15 protein-coding genes are annotated in these 16,868 nt (G+C 70.9%); 13 read left to right on the top strand and 2 right to left on the bottom strand.

The window, feature by feature from the left end; all coding sequences use genetic code 11:
- Positions 1-31: 31 nt before the first annotated feature.
- Complete coding sequence (locus ACQP09_RS06240) at positions 32-721, bottom strand: maleylpyruvate isomerase family mycothiol-dependent enzyme (RefSeq protein WP_433396601.1); 690 nt, start codon at positions 719-721, stop codon at positions 32-34.
- 177 nt (positions 722-898) lie between these two features.
- On the opposite strand from ACQP09_RS06240, the gene uvrA reads away from it, so the two are divergent.
- Positions 899-3,940, top strand: a complete 3,042-nt coding sequence (gene uvrA / locus ACQP09_RS06235) for an excinuclease ABC subunit UvrA (protein ID WP_433396599.1) — start codon at positions 899-901, stop codon at positions 3,938-3,940.
- A 190-nt stretch (positions 3,941-4,130) separates the two neighbouring features.
- Entirely contained in the window at positions 4,131-4,559 is a 429-nt protein-coding gene (locus ACQP09_RS06230) for a Rieske (2Fe-2S) protein (protein WP_356748619.1), read from the top strand.
- Positions 4,560-4,618: 59 nt separating this feature from the next.
- On the opposite strand, the gene ACQP09_RS06225 is transcribed toward ACQP09_RS06230, so the two are convergent.
- Positions 4,619-5,548 (bottom strand): hypothetical protein, encoded by a 930-nt coding sequence (locus ACQP09_RS06225; protein WP_433396596.1) that lies wholly within the window; start codon positions 5,546-5,548, stop codon positions 4,619-4,621.
- Between the two features lie 226 nt (positions 5,549-5,774).
- On the opposite strand from ACQP09_RS06225, the gene ACQP09_RS06220 reads away from it, so the two are divergent.
- The 11 genes from ACQP09_RS06220 (at position 5,775) to ACQP09_RS06170 (ending at position 16,701) form a co-directional block, all read left to right on the top strand.
- Entirely contained in the window at positions 5,775-6,377 is a 603-nt protein-coding gene (locus ACQP09_RS06220) for a papain-like cysteine protease family protein (RefSeq protein ID WP_433396595.1), read from the top strand.
- A gap of 4 nt (positions 6,378-6,381) precedes the next feature.
- A complete protein-coding gene (locus ACQP09_RS06215) occupies positions 6,382-7,260 on the top strand; it encodes a hypothetical protein (protein ID WP_433396594.1) in 879 nt (292 codons plus the stop codon).
- 143 nt (positions 7,261-7,403) lie between these two features.
- A complete protein-coding gene (gene uvrC / locus ACQP09_RS06210) occupies positions 7,404-9,506 on the top strand; it encodes an excinuclease ABC subunit UvrC (RefSeq protein WP_433396592.1) in 2,103 nt (700 codons plus the stop codon).
- Positions 9,503-10,534, top strand: a complete 1,032-nt coding sequence (gene rapZ / locus ACQP09_RS06205) for an RNase adapter RapZ (RefSeq protein WP_433396590.1) — start codon at positions 9,503-9,505, stop codon at positions 10,532-10,534. Before uvrC ends, rapZ begins: the two co-directional genes overlap by 4 nt.
- Positions 10,531-11,565 carry a gluconeogenesis factor YvcK family protein gene (locus ACQP09_RS06200; protein WP_432150857.1) on the top strand — a complete coding sequence of 345 codons (1,035 nt, stop codon included), beginning with the start codon at positions 10,531-10,533 and terminating at the stop codon, positions 11,563-11,565. Before rapZ ends, ACQP09_RS06200 begins: the two co-directional genes overlap by 4 nt.
- Positions 11,556-12,545 (top strand): DNA-binding protein WhiA, encoded by a 990-nt coding sequence (gene whiA, locus ACQP09_RS06195; RefSeq protein WP_084745309.1) that lies wholly within the window; start codon positions 11,556-11,558, stop codon positions 12,543-12,545. Before ACQP09_RS06200 ends, whiA begins: the two co-directional genes overlap by 10 nt.
- Before the next feature lie 241 nt (positions 12,546-12,786).
- Positions 12,787-13,797 (top strand): type I glyceraldehyde-3-phosphate dehydrogenase, encoded by a 1,011-nt coding sequence (gene gap / locus ACQP09_RS06190; protein WP_433396588.1) that lies wholly within the window; start codon positions 12,787-12,789, stop codon positions 13,795-13,797.
- A gap of 114 nt (positions 13,798-13,911) precedes the next feature.
- On the top strand, positions 13,912-15,123 hold the full coding sequence (locus ACQP09_RS06185) for a phosphoglycerate kinase (protein ID WP_433396586.1): 1,212 nt from the start codon (positions 13,912-13,914) through the stop codon (positions 15,121-15,123).
- Between the two features lie 6 nt (positions 15,124-15,129).
- Entirely contained in the window at positions 15,130-15,906 is a 777-nt protein-coding gene (tpiA, locus tag ACQP09_RS06180; RefSeq protein WP_433396584.1) for a triose-phosphate isomerase, read from the top strand.
- A gap of 114 nt (positions 15,907-16,020) precedes the next feature.
- Positions 16,021-16,257 (top strand): preprotein translocase subunit SecG, encoded by a 237-nt coding sequence (gene secG / locus ACQP09_RS06175; RefSeq protein ID WP_026237546.1) that lies wholly within the window; start codon positions 16,021-16,023, stop codon positions 16,255-16,257.
- 108 nt (positions 16,258-16,365) lie between these two features.
- Positions 16,366-16,701, top strand: a complete 336-nt coding sequence (locus tag ACQP09_RS06170; RefSeq protein ID WP_073217477.1) for an RNA polymerase-binding protein RbpA — start codon at positions 16,366-16,368, stop codon at positions 16,699-16,701.
- Positions 16,702-16,868: the final 167 nt, after the last annotated feature.

The raw sequence follows: 16,868 nt of genomic DNA, 5'->3' as shown, positions 1-16,868 counted from the left end.
ACGTACAGCGGGGACGGAGTCCGGACAGCCGCTACAACGGCGGCAGCCCCGGCAGCGCGCCCCCGCTCACGGTCAGCGCCGAGCCGTCGCGGCGGCCGGCCAGCCAGCCGAGGAGATCGGCGGCCGTACCCCGTACGGACACGGCCGGACCGTCCGACCCGCCGCCCGTGGTCCAGGTGCGGCCGTCCTCGGCGGTCACCGTGGTGGCGGGGACGTCCGGGTGGCCGGCGAAGCGGTCGGTGAGGAAGGCGATCTCCCGCTCCGTGAAGTCCGCCGACAGGTCCTCCAGCTCGTAGCCGACGTCCAGGTCGACATGGTGGATCTCCACCTCGATCAGGCGCCGGAAGGGGACCCGCGACGCGGAGTCCGTCACACCGTTGCGGAGGGCGACCGTACGGGACCAGTCGGCCGGTTCGTCGGCCACCGCCCGCAGACGGTCCGCGCTCTCCCGGAAATCGGCCAGCTGCTCGTCCAGCGGGCGTGAGGCGCCGGCCGCGATGTCGGCGTCCCTCGTTTCGCTGCTCGCGTACATCGGCAGACCCCGGAGAACATTTCCGAGCGCGTCGGCGTTACGTGACAAGTGGGTCAGGACATGGCCCCGACTCCATCCGGGCAGCCGTGACGGCTCGGCGAGTGCGGCGTTGTCCCACTTACCCGCTTCGTCGAGCAGTCGATCGGTCGCTTCGCGTACAGCTCCCAGGTCATGCGCATGATCCATCATGCGGCCGAGCCTAGCTCCGCCACTCATTCGGGTGAAGGTGTCCTAGCGCGACCGTAAATCGAATGTGCGTGCTATACGCTCGGAGGAGACAAAGCTTCCCACATCGCTGTGGCGCCCCCCATAACCTGGACCGGGGGCTGAGTTCCCCCGTTTCTCTCTAGAAAGGTGCGGACCGGCGTGGCCGACCGTCTCATCGTCCGTGGCGCGCGCGAGCACAACCTGAAGAACGTCTCGCTCGATCTCCCCCGTGACTCCCTCATCGTCTTCACCGGGCTCTCCGGGTCGGGCAAGTCGTCCCTCGCGTTCGACACGATCTTCGCCGAGGGCCAGCGGCGCTATGTGGAGTCCCTCTCCTCGTACGCCCGGCAGTTCCTCGGCCAGATGGACAAGCCGGACGTCGATTTCATCGAAGGTCTCTCCCCGGCCGTCTCCATCGACCAGAAGTCGACCTCGCGCAACCCGCGCTCGACGGTCGGCACCATCACGGAGGTCTACGACTACCTCCGGCTGCTCTTCGCCCGGATCGGCAAGCCGCACTGCCCCGAGTGCGGCCGCCCCATCGCCCGCCAGTCGCCGCAGGCCATCGTGGACAAGGTCCTCGGCCTCCCCGAGGGCAGCCGCTTCCAGGTGCTCTCGCCGCTCGTGCGCGAGCGCAAGGGCGAGTTCGTCGACCTCTTCGCCGACCTCCAGACCAAGGGGTACAGCCGCGCCCGGGTCGACGGCACCACCATCCAGCTCTCCGAGCCGCCCACGCTCAAGAAACAGGAGAAGCACACCATCGAGGTGGTCATCGACCGCCTCACCGTCAAGGACAGCGCCAAGCGCCGGCTCACCGACTCGGTGGAGACCGCGCTCGGCCTCTCCGGCGGCATGGTCGTCCTGGACTTCGTCGACCTCCCCGAGGACGACCCCGAGCGCGAGCGGATGTATTCCGAGCACCTCTACTGCGCCTACGACGACCTCTCCTTCGAGGAGCTGGAGCCGCGCTCCTTCTCCTTCAACTCGCCCTTCGGCGCCTGCCCCGACTGCACGGGTATCGGCACGCGCATGGAGGTCGACCCGGAGCTCATCGTTCCGGACGAGGAGAAGTCGCTCGACGAGGGCGCGATCCACCCCTGGTCGCACGGCCACACCAAGGAGTACTTCGGCCGGCTGATCGGCGCGCTCTCCAAGGCGCTCGGCTTCCGCACGGACATCCCGTGGGCCGGACTCCCGCAGCGCGCCAAGAAGGCCCTGCTGTACGGACACAAGATCCAGACCGAGGTCCGCTACCGCAACCGTTACGGGCGCGAGCGCGCCTACACGACGCCCGCCTTCGAAGGCGCGGTCCAGTTCGTCAAGCGGCGCCACACCGAGGCCGAGAGCGACTCCAGCCGGGAGCGCTTCGAGGGCTACATGCGTGAGGTGCCCTGCCCCACCTGTGAGGGCACCCGGCTCAAGCCGATCGTCCTCGCGGTGACGGTGATGGAGAAGTCCATCGCCGAGGTCTCCGCGATGTCGATCAGCGAGTGCGCCGAGTTCCTGGGCCGCCTCAAGCTGAACGCCCGCGACAAGAAGATCGCCGAACGGGTCCTCAAGGAGGTCAACGAGCGGCTGAAGTTCCTGGTCGACGTCGGCCTGGACTACCTCTCGCTGAACCGCGCGGCCGGCACGCTCTCCGGCGGCGAGGCCCAGCGCATCCGGCTCGCCACCCAGATCGGCTCCGGCCTGGTCGGCGTGCTGTACGTCCTGGACGAGCCGTCCATCGGCCTCCACCAGCGCGACAACCACCGCCTGATCGAGACCCTGGTCCGGCTCCGCGACATGGGCAACACGCTCATCGTCGTCGAGCACGACGAGGACACCATCAAGGTCGCCGACTGGGTCGTCGACATCGGCCCCGGCGCCGGCGAGCACGGCGGCAAGGTCGTCCACTCCGGCTCGCTCAAGGAGCTGCTGACCAACAAGGAGTCGATCACCGGCCAGTATCTGTCCGGCAAGCGGGCCATCCCGACGCCGGACATCCGCCGCCCGGTCGACCCGGCCCGCAGCCTCACGGTGCACGGTGCCCGGGAGAACAACCTGCACGACATCGACGTCTCCTTCCCGCTCGGCGTGCTCACGGCGGTCACCGGGGTCTCCGGGTCGGGGAAGTCGACCCTGGTCAACGACATCCTCTACACCCACCTGGCCCGCGAGCTGAACGGCGCCAAGTCGGTCCCCGGCCGCCACACCCGGGTCGACGGCGACGACCTGGTCGACAAGGTGGTCCACGTCGACCAGTCGCCGATCGGCCGGACGCCCCGGTCCAACCCGGCGACGTACACCGGCGTCTTCGACCACGTCCGCAGGCTGTTCGCCGAGACGATGGAGGCGAAGGTGCGCGGCTATCTGCCGGGCCGCTTCTCCTTCAACGTCAAGGGCGGCCGCTGCGAGAACTGCTCCGGCGACGGCACGATCAAGATCGAGATGAACTTCCTGCCCGATGTGTACGTCCCGTGCGAGGTCTGCCACGGTGCGCGCTACAACCGGGAGACCCTGGAGGTCCACTACAAGGGCAAGTCCATCGCCGAGGTGCTGGACATGCCGATCGAGGAGGGCCTGGAGTTCTTCGAGGCCGTCCCGGCCATCGCCCGCCACCTCCGGACGCTGAACGACGTCGGCCTCGGATACGTCCGGCTCGGCCAGTCCGCGCCGACCCTCTCCGGCGGTGAGGCGCAGCGCGTCAAGCTGGCGAGCGAGCTCCAGAAGCGCTCCACCGGCCGCACGGTCTACGTCCTGGACGAGCCGACCACCGGGCTCCACTTCGAGGACATCAGCAAGCTGATCACGGTCCTCTCCGGCCTGGTCGACAAGGGCAACTCGGTGATTGTCATCGAGCACAACCTGGACGTCATCAAGACCGCCGACTGGGTCATCGACATGGGCCCCGAAGGCGGCAATGGCGGCGGACTGGTCGTCGCCGAGGGCACGCCGGAGCAGGTCGCCTCGGTCCCGGCCAGCCACACCGGGAAGTTCCTCCAGGGGATCCTGGACGCGGACCGGATCAGCGAGGCCGCGGTGCCGTCGGGGCGGGGGACGGCTCGTAAGACCGCCGCCCGGAAGACCACCACGGCGAAGAAGGCGGCAGCGCCCAAGAAGGCGGCTGCCACCAAGGCCACGGCGGCGAAGAAGGCCACCGCCACCAAGGCGACCAAGGCCGCCCCCGCGAAGAAGGCGACGCGCGCCCGCAAGGCGTGAGCCGACGACTGTGGCCCCCTCCCGCCCGGGAGGGGGCCACAGCCATGAACCAGGACCAGGACCAAGGCCGGGCCCGGCCGCAGGCCGTCCGTTCCCCGCCGGTATCGTCGGTTCCGTCACCGGCGGCACCAGCCTTCGCCGCTTCCCGGCGACACCCGCCCCACCCCGAACAACGATCCGTGGAGTCCGCATGCCCGGCCTGCCCGCCGCCCGCCGTACCGTGCTGAAGGGCGCCGCGCTCGCCGGTGCCGCCGGGCTGGGAGCGGCCGCCTGCTCCACCGAGTCCAAGCTCGGCCACGCCAAGTCGCCCACGCCCACGGCGCCCGTCGCGCTCGGCGAGGCCTCCGAGGTGCCCGTCGGCGGTGCCAAGCTCTACCGCGAGCAGCGCCTGGTCGTGAGCTGCCCGGCGAAGGGCGAGTACAAGGCGTTCAGCGCCCAGTGCACGCACGGCGGCTGCGTCCTGACCAAGATCGAGGGCACCGAAGGCCACTGCGCCTGCCACGGCAGCCGCTTCGACACGACCACCGGCGAGGTCATCCAGGGCCCGGCCACCGTCCCGCTGCCCGCAGTCCCGGTCACGGCCGACGGCGGAAAGCTCGTCGCGGGCCCGGACGCCTGACGAGCCGTACGACCACGACGCCTGACCCCACCCCGTAACGCCGGAGCCGCACCCCGTCCTCACTCCCAGTCCCAGTCGATGCCGACCAGCCCCGGCCGCACCCCCTCCTCCACCACGTGCACCGTCCGGTGCAGGCCGGTGAGCGTCAGGTCCCGGCGGGCCGCGCGCGCCGCGGCGGCCGACGACTGCTCGAAGCGGCGGCACCGCACCGGCAGCGCGGCGCCGTCGAAGCCGACCTGGAGCACGTACTGCCCGCCGCCGAAGGTGAAGCCGCGCACGTACTCGCCGCTGGGGCCGCCCGTACCGTCCTCGAAGCCGTAGCCGAAGACGTACGTCTCACCCGACCGCAGCCGGGTGTCGAAGAGCAACTCCGCCACCAGCACGCCTGCCTCCGCGTCCCAGCGCACCCGTCCGGTCCGGCAGTTCTCTCCCGCCCGCACCGCGATCCGCGACGGGTCGCACCCCGGATCGCCTCGGTGGACCGCCAGATAGCGGTCGACGCCGTCCCGGTGCGCGCGTACGACGTGGAGCGAGGTACGGCCCGCCAGCTCGCGCCGCGCCCCGATCCGGACCCGCTCCTGGTGGTCCACCGTGTGCAGCCCGCCGTCCACCGGTGACTCCATCGCCGCCAGCAGCCGTTCCACCGCACCCGAGGACTCCAGTAGCGAGCGGTACGAGCGTGCCGCCGGGCGCTCCCCGTCCGTGCCACCGGAACCGTCGTCCCGCAGCAGCCGCAGCAGCGAGTCGTCCGGCAGTGCGAGCACGTCCTCCAGCGCGCGGACGGCCCGCAGCGACTCCGGGCGGCGCGGCCGCCGTACGCCCTGCTGCCAGTAACTCAGGCTGGTCACACCGAGCTTGACGCCCCGGTGCGCCAGATGGTGCTGCACCCGGTGGAGCGGCAGCCCGCGCACCGAGAGGGCGGTGCGCAGGGCCAGATGGAAGGGGCCGGTGTCCAGCACCCGGTCCAGTTCTCTCTCGGTATGCCGCATAAGGGCCTCCGGTGAACGTTCACGTGGGGGAGAGGCGACACCGCCCCCGGGGGATGCGGGGGAGCAGGTGACGGGGCTGCGCCGTTCACACGGGCGTCGCGCCGTTCACACCGTGATGTCACTCCGCATTGAAGCGTGTTGACCTGTTCCGGACAACGGTCGATGCTCCTCATCAGCGTCCGGACGCGCTCCTCCGATCCCCGCCCCCCGCCTTGGGAGGAACGCCATGCGCAACCGAAGAATCCGTCCCCGAAGGCTGTCCTTCACCGCCCTTCTGGCCGCCGCCCTCCTCGCCGTCCCCGCGGCCACCGCCACCGCGGCCCAGTCGGACAGCGGTGTCTCCATCGCCGCCGCGCAGCGCCTCAACATCACCATGCAGGCCCAGCAGAAGAGCAACTGGTGCTGGGCGGCCGGCGGCAACACCATCGCCGCCTGGTTCGGCCGCAGCTACTCGCAGAACCAGTTCTGCAACGCCTCCTTCAACCGCTCGCAGAACACCGAGTGCCCCAACTCGCAAGCCACCCTCGGCAACGTCCAGACCGGCCTCTCCTGGGCCGGCGTGCGGCCCGGCAGTTACGTCACCGGCTGGCTGCGCTACCCGACCGTGCAGGCCGAGATAGCCGCCCAGCGGCCCATCGAGACCCGCATCCAGTGGTCGTCCGGCGGCGGTCACATGCACGTGATCTACGGCTACGACGACGCCAACAGCTGGGTCTACTGGGGCGACCCGTGGCCCTCCAGCGACCGCTACAACTGGGCCTCGCACTCCTGGTACGTGAACAACAACCAGTTCTCCTGGACCCACTCGCTCTACCGGATCGGGGCGTGAGGACATGACCGCGACCACCCGGCGCCTCGCCGTAGCCACCGCTCTCGCCGCCACCGCCCTGCTCGCCGCAGCCCCCGTGGCCTCCGCCGACGGGACGCCCGCCCCGCCCAAGCTGACCGCCGCCACCCTCGAAGCGGCCCACGAGGCCGCCTCCGCACCGGCGACCCTGGACACCCTGTCCCGGTTCTTCGCCCGGGAGGGAGCGGTGGCGCGTACGGCGGCCGCCCCGCGCATCGAGGCGAAGACCGTCCCCGTACGTACGCTCTCGGCCGCGTTCGTCGCCGGGAAGCCCGGGGCCGCGCCCAGCACCCTGGACTACCTCGCCGCGACCGCCGTCTCCTCCGACGGCCAGAAGGCCTCCCTGTGGACCGTCCCCGGCTCGGGCGGCAGCGGAGAGTGGCAGGTGGTGAACATCGCCACCGACGACGACGAGGCCCGCTACACCGCGCAAGGGGCCCGCGCGCTCCCCGGCGGCACGGTCTTCCGGGAGCCGCAGATCGACGCCTGGTACGTCCACGACGCCTCCCGCGTGCTGCCGCTGGACGAGGACGCGACGGCGGCCGTGGGCGCGAAGGGCACCAGCCTGAACGCGTACCGGGCCCGCGTGAAGGAGGCGTACGGCGACAAGCTGCCCGGCTCCGGCTACGCGCAGTCCGGCAAGGCGGGAGGCTACGGCCCCGGGGCGGCGGGTGCCGACACCGGGCAGGCTCCGGCACCCGGCCCCGCGCTCGCCGACGCGGTCGGCACCGGCACCCCGGACACCGCGCTGACCGCCGTCTCCACGATGGCCGGAGCCGGGGCCCTGCTCGCCCTGGCGCTCGGCGGAGCCGCCGCCGTACGCCACCGGACCCGCGCCCGGCAGACCTCCGCGCCGGACGCCTGAGCGGACCGCTCCGGGGCACGCACGCCCCGGAACGGCCGTTCATGAAGCCGCGCTCCGGGGCCGCCGGCACCACCGGTGCCCCGGAGCGCACCGGTCACCTCGCGGACGACGTCCTGTCACACCCCGCAAGTAGGGTGTGAACCATGGCAGACCCCTCCAGCTACCGCCCCAGCCCGGGGCAGATCCCCGACTCCCCGGGGGTCTACAAGTTCCGCGACGAGCACCGCCGGGTGATCTACGTCGGGAAGGCCAAGAACCTCCGCCAGCGCGTGGCCAACTACTTCCAGGACCTGGCCAATCTCCACCCGCGTACGCGCTCGATGGTCACGACCGCCGCCTCCGTGGAGTGGACGGTGGTCTCCACCGAGGTCGAGGCGCTCCAGCTGGAGTACACCTGGATCAAGGAGTTCGACCCCCGGTTCAACGTCAAGTACCGGGACGACAAGAGCTATCCCTATCTCGCCGTCACGCTGAACGAGGAGTTCCCGCGCGTCCAGGTGATGCGCGGCGCCAAGAAGAAGGGCGTGCGCTACTTCGGTCCGTACGGGCACGCCTGGGCGATCCGCGAGACCGTCGACCTGATGCTCCGCGTCTTCCCCGTCCGCACCTGCTCCGCCGGCGTCTTCAAGAACGCCGCCCGCACCGGCCGCCCCTGCCTCCTCGGCTACATCGACAAGTGCTCGGCCCCCTGCGTCGGCCGCGTCACCCCCGAGGAACACCGGGAGCTGGCCGAGGACTTCTGCGACTTCATGGCCGGGCGCACGGGCACGTACATCCGGCGCCTGGAGAAGGACATGGCGCAGGCGGCCGAGGAGATGGAGTACGAGCGCGCCGCCCGCCTCCGGGACGACGCCGGGGCCCTCAAGCGGGCCATGGAGAAGAGCGCCGTCGTCCTCGCCGACGCCACCGACGCCGACCTGATCGCCGTCGCCGAGGACGAGCTGGAGGCCGCCCTCCAGATCTTCCACGTGCGCGGCGGCCGGGTGCGCGGCCAGCGCGGCTGGGTCACCGACAAGGTCGAGGCGGTCGACACGGCCGGCCTCGTCGAACACGCGCTCCAGCAGCTGTACGGCGAGGAGCGCGGCGACGCCGTCCCCAAGGAGGTCCTGGTCCCGGCCCTGCCCGAGGACACCGAGGCGGTCTCCCAGTGGCTCGCCGAGCGCCGGGGCTCGCAGGTCAGCCTGCGCATCCCGCAGCGCGGCGACAAGAAGGACCTCATGGCGACGGTCCAGCGCAACGCCCAGCAGGCGCTCGGCCTGCACAAGACCAAGCGCGCCTCCGACCTCACCACCCGCTCCCGGGCCCTGGAGGAGATCGCGGAGGCGCTCGGCCTGGACACGGCCCCGCTGCGCATCGAGTGCTACGACATCTCGCACCTCCAGGGCGACGACGTGGTGGCCTCCATGGTGGTCTTCGAGGACGGCCTGGCCCGCAAGAGCGAGTACCGCCGCTTCCAGATCAAGGGCTTCGAGGGCCAGGACGACGTCCGCTCGATGCACGAGGTGATCGGCCGCCGCTTCAAGCGCTACCTCCAGGAGAAGGAGCGCACGGGGGAGTGGGACCAGGCGCCGCAGGAGACCGCTCCCGGCCCCATCGCCGAGGTCACCGGCCCCGCTCCCACCGGCCCCGCTCCCACCGGCCCCGCTCCCACCGGCCCCGTCGCGGCCCCCGCCTTCACCCCCGCCTCCCCGGCCGACGAGATCGAGCCCCGTGAGGACGACGGCCGCCCCAAGCGGTTCGCGTACCCGCCGCAGCTCGTCGTGGTCGACGGCGGACAGCCGCAGGTCGCCGCCGCCCAGCGCGCCCTGGACGAGCTGGGCATCGACGACATCGCCGTCTGCGGCCTGGCCAAGCGGCTGGAGGAGGTCTGGCTCCCCGATGACGACGACCCCGTCGTCCTGCCCCGCTCCAGTGAGGGCCTCTACCTCCTCCAGCGCGTCCGGGACGAGGCCCACCGCTTCGCCATCACCTACCAGCGCGCCAAGCGGGCCAAGCGCATCCGTACGAGCCCTCTGGACGACGTCACCGGGCTCGGCGAGACCCGTAAACAGGCCCTGATCAAGCATTTCGGCTCCGTGAAGAAGCTCCGGCAGGCGACAATCGAGGAGATCTGCGAGGTCCCCGGGATAGGGCGCAGGACGGCCGAATCGGTGGCGGCCGCCCTCGCCTCGGCGGCTCCCGCGGCCCCTGCCGTGAACACGGCCACAGGAGAGATCATGGAAGAGGACGACGGGGGCACGTCATGACCGAGCACACCCGCCGGGCCACCGGGCAGGGCAGTGGCGCCCGCCCCGGCGACCACGACCAGCAGCAGCACCGACACCACCAGCACCAGCACGAACGAACAGACCGAGCAGACGGAGCAGACGTGAGTACGAACACCACGAACGAGACGGGCGAGGCAATCGCGCCGGCCATCCCCGAGCTGGTGATCATCTCCGGCATGTCCGGCGCCGGACGCAGCACCGCCGCCAAGTGTCTGGAGGACCTCGGCTGGTTCGTCGTCGACAACCTGCCGCCCGCGCTGATCCCCACCATGGTGGAGCTCGGCGCCCGCTCGCAGGGCAACGTGGCGCGGATCGCCGTCGTCGTCGACGTGCGCGGCCGCCGCTTCTTCGACAACCTCCGCGAGTCCCTCGCCGACCTGGAGGCCAAGCACGTCACCCGGCGGATCGTCTTCCTGGAGTCCTCCGACGACGCGCTGGTGCGCCGCTTCGAGTCCGTCCGCCGCCCGCACCCCCTCCAGGGCGACGGCCGCATCGTCGACGGCATCGCCGCCGAGCGCGACCTGCTGCGCGAGCTGCGCGGCGACGCCGACCTGGTCATCGACACCTCCAGCCTCAACGTGCACGAGCTGCGGGCCAAGATGGACGCCCAGTTCGCGGGCGAGTCCGAGCCGGAGCTGCGCGCCACGGTGATGTCCTTCGGCTACAAGTACGGCCTGCCCGTCGACGCCGACCTCGTCGTCGACTGCCGCTTCCTGCCCAACCCGCACTGGGTCCCGGAGCTGCGCCCCTTCACCGGCCTCAACGAGGAGGTCTCCGGTTACGTCTTCGACCAGCCCGGGGCCAAGGAGTTCCTCAACCAGTACACGGAGCTGCTCCAGCTGATCGCCGCCGGCTACCGCCGCGAGGGCAAGCGGTACGTGACCATCGCCGTGGGCTGCACCGGCGGCAAGCACCGCTCCGTCGCCATGTCGGAGAAGCTCTCCGCCCGCCTGGCCGCCGAAGGCATCGAGACCGTCCTCGTCCACCGGGACATGGGGCGAGAGTGACCGGTCGCAATCTGCGGATGCGGCGGCTGAGCCGCGCCACCTCGGCGCTCTCCGGCCGCAAACGCGGTGCACAGCCCAAGGTCGTCGCGCTCGGCGGCGGCATGGGCCTCTCGGCGTCCCTGGCGGCGCTGCGCCGGATCACCGGCGACCTCACGGCCGTGGTCACCGTCGCCGACGACGGCGGCTCCAGCGGCCGGCTCCGCGAGGAGCTGGGCGTCCTGCCGCCCGGAGACCTGCGCAAGGCGCTCGCCGCGCTCTGCGGCGACGACGACTGGGGCCGCACCTGGGCCCGGGTCATCCAGCACCGGTTCGAGTCCAAGGGCGACCTCCACGAGCACGCGGTCGGCAACCTGCTGATCGTGGCCCTCTGGGAGCAGCTCGGCGACCATGTCCAGGCCCTCGACCTCGTCGGCAAGCTGCTCGGCGCGCAGGGCCGCGTGCTGCCCATGTCCGCCGTGCCGCTGGAGCTCCAGGCGCTGGTCAAGGGCCACGACCCGGAGCTGCCCGACGCGATCGTCACCGTGCGCGGCCAGGCCACGGTGGCGCTCACGCCGGGCGAGGTGCAGTCCGTGCACGTCGTCCCGCCCGACCCGCCGGCCGTCCCGGAGGCCGTCGCGGCGGTCCTCGACGCGGACTGGGTGGTGCTCGGCCCGGGCTCCTGGTTCTCCTCGGTGATCCCGCATCTGCTGGTGCCGGAACTGCTCGACGCACTGGTCACCACGAAGGCCCGCAAGGTCCTGTCGTTGAATCTCGCACCACAGCCCGGTGAAACCGAGGGGTTCTCACCGCAGCGTCATTTGGAGGTTTTGGGACGACACGCCCCTAAACTCGCCTTGGACGTGGTGCTGGCCGACGAGGCAGCCGTGCCCGACCGCGCATCGCTCGACGACGCCGCCCAGCGGCTCGGGGCGGCGGTCGAGCTGGCGCCGGTGGCATCGCCCGACGGCGTTCCGGTCCATGATCAGGAGCTGTTGGCCGCCGCGTACGACCGTATTTTTCGGATGCATGGAAGGATCGGCCCATGGCGATGACGCCAGCGGTGAAGGACGAAATCTCTCGGCTTCCCGTCACCCGGACCTGCTGCAGGAAAGCAGAGGTCTCGGCGATTCTTCGGTTCGCGGGCGGGCTGCACCTGGTGAGCGGCCGCATTGTGATCGAGGCGGAGCTGGACACCGCGATGGCGGCGCGCCGGCTCAAGCGCGACATCCTCGAAATCTTCGGGCACAGCTCGGAGCTGATCGTGATGGCCCCCGGCGGACTGCGGCGCGGCTCGCGCTATGTCGTACGGGTGGTGGCGGGCGGCGACCAGCTGGCCCGCCAGACCGGCCTGGTGGACGGCCGCGGCCGCCCCATCCGCGGTCTGCCGCCGCAGGTGGTCTCGGGGGCCACCTGCGACGCCGAGGCCGCCTGGCGCGGGGCCTTCCTGGCCCACGGCTCGCTCACCGAGCCCGGCCGCTCCTCCTCGCTGGAGGTCACCTGCCCCGGCCCGGAGGCCGCCCTCGCCCTGGTCGGCGCGGCCCGCCGGCTCTCCATCGCCGCCAAGGCCCGCGAGGTGCGCGGCGTGGACCGGGTCGTCGTCCGCGACGGCGACGCCATCGGCGCCCTGCTCACCCGGCTCGGCGCCCATGAGTCGGTGCTGGCCTGGGAGGAGCGCCGGATGCGGCGCGAGGTCCGCGCCACGGCCAACCGGCTGGCCAACTTCGACGACGCCAACCTGCGCCGCTCGGCCCGCGCGGCGGTCGCCGCCGGCGCCCGGGTCGGACGCGCGCTGGAGATCCTCGGCGAGGAGGTCCCCGAGCACCTCGCGGCGGCCGGCCGGCTCCGCATGGAGCACAAGCAGGCCTCGCTGGAGGAGCTGGGAGCGCTCGCCGACCCGCCGCTGACCAAGGACGCCGTCGCCGGCCGGATCCGCCGCCTGCTGGCCATGGCCGACAAGCGCGCCCAGGACCTCGGCATCCCGGGCACGGAAGCCACCCTCAGCGAGGAGCTGGCGGACGGCCTGGTCGGCTGAGCCGCCGACGGCCCGGGACCAAGGTCCCGGGCCGCACCGGGACGAAGGTCCCGCGGCCGTGCGGAGGCCCGTGCACCCTACTGGGGAGTACGGGCCTCCCGCCGTATTCCGCTGGCGCGTACGGCCCCTGTCGATGTCACCCCGGGGCCCTCGTAGAGGTAGGGTCGATAGCGGTCGGGGACATCCCTATACACCCTCGCCGGCGTCAGAAACCGGCGTACCTATACGAGGAGATCGGTTCGTGACGATCCGCGTAGGCATCAACGGCTTTGGCCGCATCGGTCGTAACTACTTCCGCGCGCTGCTGGAGCAGGGTGCGGACATCGAGATCGTGGCTGTCAACGACCTGGGTGACACTGCGACCACGGCCCACCTGCTGAAGTACGACACCATCCTGGGTCGTCTCAAGGCAGAGGTCAGCCACACCGCCGACACCATCACCGTCGATGGTCACACCATCAAGGTGCTCTCCGAGCGCAACCCGGCCGACATCCCCTGGGGTGAGCTGGGCGTCGACATCGTCATCGAGTCGACCGGCATCTTCACCAAGAAGGCCGACGCCGAGAAGCACATCGCCGGTGGTGCCAAGAAGGTCCTCATCTCGGCTCCGGCCAAGGACGAGGACATCACCATCGTGATGGGCGTCAACCAGGACAAGTACGACGCGGCCAGCCACCACGTCATCTCCAACGCCTCCTGCACCACCAACTGTGTGGCGCCGATGGCCAAGGTTCTCGACGAGAACTTCGGCATCGTCAAGGGCCTGATGACGACGGTCCACGCGTACACCAACGACCAGCGCATCCTGGACTTCCCGCACTCGGACCTGCGCCGCGCCCGCGCCGCCGCCGAGAACATCATCCCGACCACGACCGGCGCCGCCAAGGCCACCGCTCTGGTCCTCCCGCAGCTCAAGGGCAAGCTCGACGGCATCGCGATGCGCGTCCCGGTCCCGACCGGCTCCGCCACCGACCTCGTCGTCACCCTGGACCGCGAGGTCACCAAGGACGAGGTCAACGCCGCGTTCAAGAAGGCCGCCGACGACGGCGCCCTCAAGGGCTTCCTGACGTACACCGAGGACCCGATCGTCTCCTCGGACATCGTCGGCGACCCGTCGTCCTGCACCTTCGACTCCTCCCTGACCATGGTCCAGGAGGGCAACTCGGTGAAGATCCTCGGCTGGTACGACAACGAGTGGGGCTACTCCAACCGCCTCGTCGACCTCACGGTCTTCGTCGGCGAGCAGCTCTGACCCTCGGGTCGGCAGGCACAACGATGTGAGTAAGAGGCTCGACCGGCGCAACGAGGCGCCGGTCGAGCCTCTTAGCATGTTCATCCGTCCTTGCAAGGAGTAACGGAAGACCAGATGAAGACGATCGACGAACTTCTCGCCGAAGGGGTCGCGGGCAAGCGGGTATTCGTCCGCGCCGACCTCAACGTGCCGCTCGACGGCACCACCATCACCGACGACGGCCGCATCCGCGCCGTCCTGCCGACCGTCGCCAAGCTCGCCGAGGCCGGCGCGCGGGTCGTCGTCGCCTCGCACCTGGGCCGCCCCAAGGGCGCCCCGGACCCGGTGTTCTCGCTGGCGCCCGCCGCCGCGCGGCTCGGTGAACTCCTCGGTGCGGACGTCGCCTTCGCGACCGACACCGTCGGTGACTCCGCCCGCTCCGTCGTCGCGGGCCTCACCGACGGCCAGGTCGCCGTGATCGAGAACCTCCGCTTCAACGCCGGTGAGACCTCCAAGGACGACGCCGAGCGCGGCGCCTTCGCCGACCAGCTGGCCGAGCTGGCGGACGTGTACGTGGGCGACGGCTTCGGGGCCGTACACCGCAAGCACGCCTCGGTCTTCGACCTCCCGGCGCGGCTTCCGCACTACGCGGGCTACCTCATCGCCACCGAGGTCGGCGTGCTGAAGAAGCTGACCACCGACGTCAAGCGGCCGTACGCCGTCGTCCTCGGCGGGGCCAAGGTCTCCGACAAGCTCGGCGTCATCGACCACCTGCTGGAGCGGGCCGACCGCATCCTGATCGGCGGCGGCATGGCGTACACCTTCCTCAAGGCCCAGGGCCACGAGGTCGGCAGCTCGCTGCTCCAGGAGGACCAGATCCCCGCCGTGCAGGAGTACCTGCGGCGCGCGGAGGAGAAGGGCGTGGAGTTCGTCCTCCCGGTCGACGTCGTCGTCGCCCCCGCCTTCCCCGACCTGAAGACCAAGGCCCCGGCCGACGCCACCACCGTCGCCGCCGACGCCATCCCGGCCGGTCAGATGGGTCTGGACAACGGGCCGGAGACCAACAAGCTCTACGCATCGAAGCTCGCCGACGCGGCCACCGTCTTCTGGAACGGCCCGATGGGCGTCTTCGAGCACCCCGACTTCGCCGACGGCACCCGCGCGGTCGCCCAGGCGCTCGTCGGCTCCCCGGCCTTCAGCGTCGTCGGCGGTGGCGACTCCGCCGCGGCCGTCCGCATCCTGGGCTTCGACGAGAATGCTTTCGGACATATTTCGACCGGTGGCGGCGCCAGCCTCGAATACCTCGAGGGCAAGACGCTTCCCGGCCTCGCCGCACTGGAGGACTGAACCTCAATGACCACCCGCACCCCGCTGATGGCGGGCAACTGGAAGATGAACCTCAACCACCTTGAGGCCATCGCCCACGTCCAGAAGCTCTCCTTCGCCCTGACCGACAAGGACTACGACGCCGTCGAGGTCGCCGTCCTGCCGCCCTTCACCGACCTGCGCTCCGTGCAGACCCTGGTGGACGGGGACAAGCTGAAGATCAAGTACGGCGCCCAGGACATCTCGGCGCACGAGTCCGGCGCGTACACCGGCGAGATCTCCGGCCCGATGCTCGCCAAGCTGCGCTGCACGTACGTGGCCGTCGGCCACAGCGAGCGCCGCCAGTACCACGGCGAGAGCGACGAGATCTGCAACGCCAAGGTGAAGGCCGCCTACCAGCACGGCCTGACCCCGATCCTCTGCGTCGGCGAGGGCCTGGACATCCGCAAGGCCGGTGACCAGGTCTCGTACACGCTCGCGCAGCTCGACGGCGCCCTGAAGGACATCCCGGCCGAGCAGGCCGAGACCGTCGTCATCGCCTACGAGCCGGTCTGGGCGATCGGGACCGGCGAGGTCGCCACCCCCGAGGACGCTCAGGAGGTCTGCGGTGCGATCCGCCGCCGGCTGGCCGAGCTGTACTCGCAGGAGCTGGCCGACGCCGTCCGCATCCAGTACGGCGGCTCGGTGAAGTCCGGCAACGTGGCCGCCATCATGGCGCAGCCCGACGTCGACGGCGCCCTGATCGGCGGCGCCGCGCTGGACGCCGACGAGTTCGTCAAGATCGTCCGCTTCCGCGACCAGTGAGTATGCGGTAGCGCGGATCCGTCGTACCCTTGCGGGGGCCGAGGGGGTTGTCACCCTCCGGCCCCCGCTGTACGTACAGGCAGTAGTCGAGAATTCTGAAAGTAGGGACCAGCCGTGGTTATGGCGTTCCAGATCGCTCTGATCGTCTTCAGCCTGCTGCTGATGCTGCTGGTGCTCATGCACAAGGGCAAGGGCGGCGGCCTCTCCGACATGTTCGGTGGCGGAATGCAGTCCTCCGTCGGCGGCTCCTCCGTGGCCGAGCGCAACCTCGACCGCATCACCGTCGTGGTCGGCCTGATCTGGTTCGCGTGCGTCGTCGTCCTCGGTCTGCTGGTCAAGCTGGGCGACTGACCGTCGTCCGCGATCCCCGGTGAGGGTGTAACTCCTTTCACTGGACGCGCGTTGGGCCTTACGTAGACTGGGGCTTCGTCGAGCACCATCAGGCAGGGAGTTACGACCGTGGCAAGTGGCAACGCGATCCGGGGAAGCCGGGTCGGAGCGGGGCCGATGGGGGAGGCCGAGCGGGGCGAGTCCGCGCCGCGCCTCCGCATCTCCTTCTGGTGCTCGAACGGGCACGAGACGCAGCCGAGCTTCGCCCATGACGCGCAGGTGCCGGACACCTGGGACTGCCCGCGCTGCGGCTTCCCGGCCGGCCAGGACAAGGACAGCCCGCCCGACCCGCCGCGCACCGAGCCGTACAAGACGCACCTCGCGTACGTACGTGAGCGGCGCAGCGACGAGGACGGCGAGGCGATCCTCGCCGAGGCCCTGGCCAAGCTCCGCGGCGAGATCTGACGTTCCCCGCACCGCTCCACGGACCACCCCAGTCGTTCACCGGCCGGACACCCCACGGGTGTCCGGCCGGACCGCTTCACCGCGCCGTGGCCCGCGTCCGCGCCACCCGCCTCCTCGATCAATTAGGTTGGTGGGGCAGCGGGGATGCTGACGTACAAGAAGAAGTG

The organism is Streptomyces sp. CA-146814, from assembly GCF_050942385.1.
Lineage (GTDB): Bacteria > Actinomycetota > Actinomycetes > Streptomycetales > Streptomycetaceae > Streptomyces.
Note: the sequence above shows the minus strand (reverse complement) of the source record. Positions and strands in the feature narration are given on the sequence as shown.

Bases quoted from the DNA above. Each gene is read 5' to 3' on its own strand.
- ACQP09_RS06240 (WP_433396601.1), bottom strand. From the start codon at position 721: ATGATGGATCATGCGCATGACCTGGGAGCTGTACGCGAAGCGACCGAT.
- ACQP09_RS06230 (WP_356748619.1), top strand. From the start codon at position 4,131: ATGCCCGGCCTGCCCGCCGCCCGCCGTACCGTGCTGAAGGGCGCCGCG.
- ACQP09_RS06225 (WP_433396596.1), bottom strand. From the start codon at position 5,548: ATGCGGCATACCGAGAGAGAACTGGACCGGGTGCTGGACACCGGCCCC.
- ACQP09_RS06220 (WP_433396595.1), top strand. From the start codon at position 5,775: ATGCGCAACCGAAGAATCCGTCCCCGAAGGCTGTCCTTCACCGCCCTT.
- ACQP09_RS06215 (WP_433396594.1), top strand. From the start codon at position 6,382: ATGACCGCGACCACCCGGCGCCTCGCCGTAGCCACCGCTCTCGCCGCC.
- uvrC (WP_433396592.1), top strand. From the start codon at position 7,404: ATGGCAGACCCCTCCAGCTACCGCCCCAGCCCGGGGCAGATCCCCGAC.
- rapZ (WP_433396590.1), top strand. From the start codon at position 9,503: ATGACCGAGCACACCCGCCGGGCCACCGGGCAGGGCAGTGGCGCCCGC.
- whiA (WP_084745309.1), top strand. From the start codon at position 11,556: ATGGCGATGACGCCAGCGGTGAAGGACGAAATCTCTCGGCTTCCCGTC.
- ACQP09_RS06185 (WP_433396586.1), top strand. From the start codon at position 13,912: ATGAAGACGATCGACGAACTTCTCGCCGAAGGGGTCGCGGGCAAGCGG.
- tpiA (WP_433396584.1), top strand. From the start codon at position 15,130: ATGACCACCCGCACCCCGCTGATGGCGGGCAACTGGAAGATGAACCTC.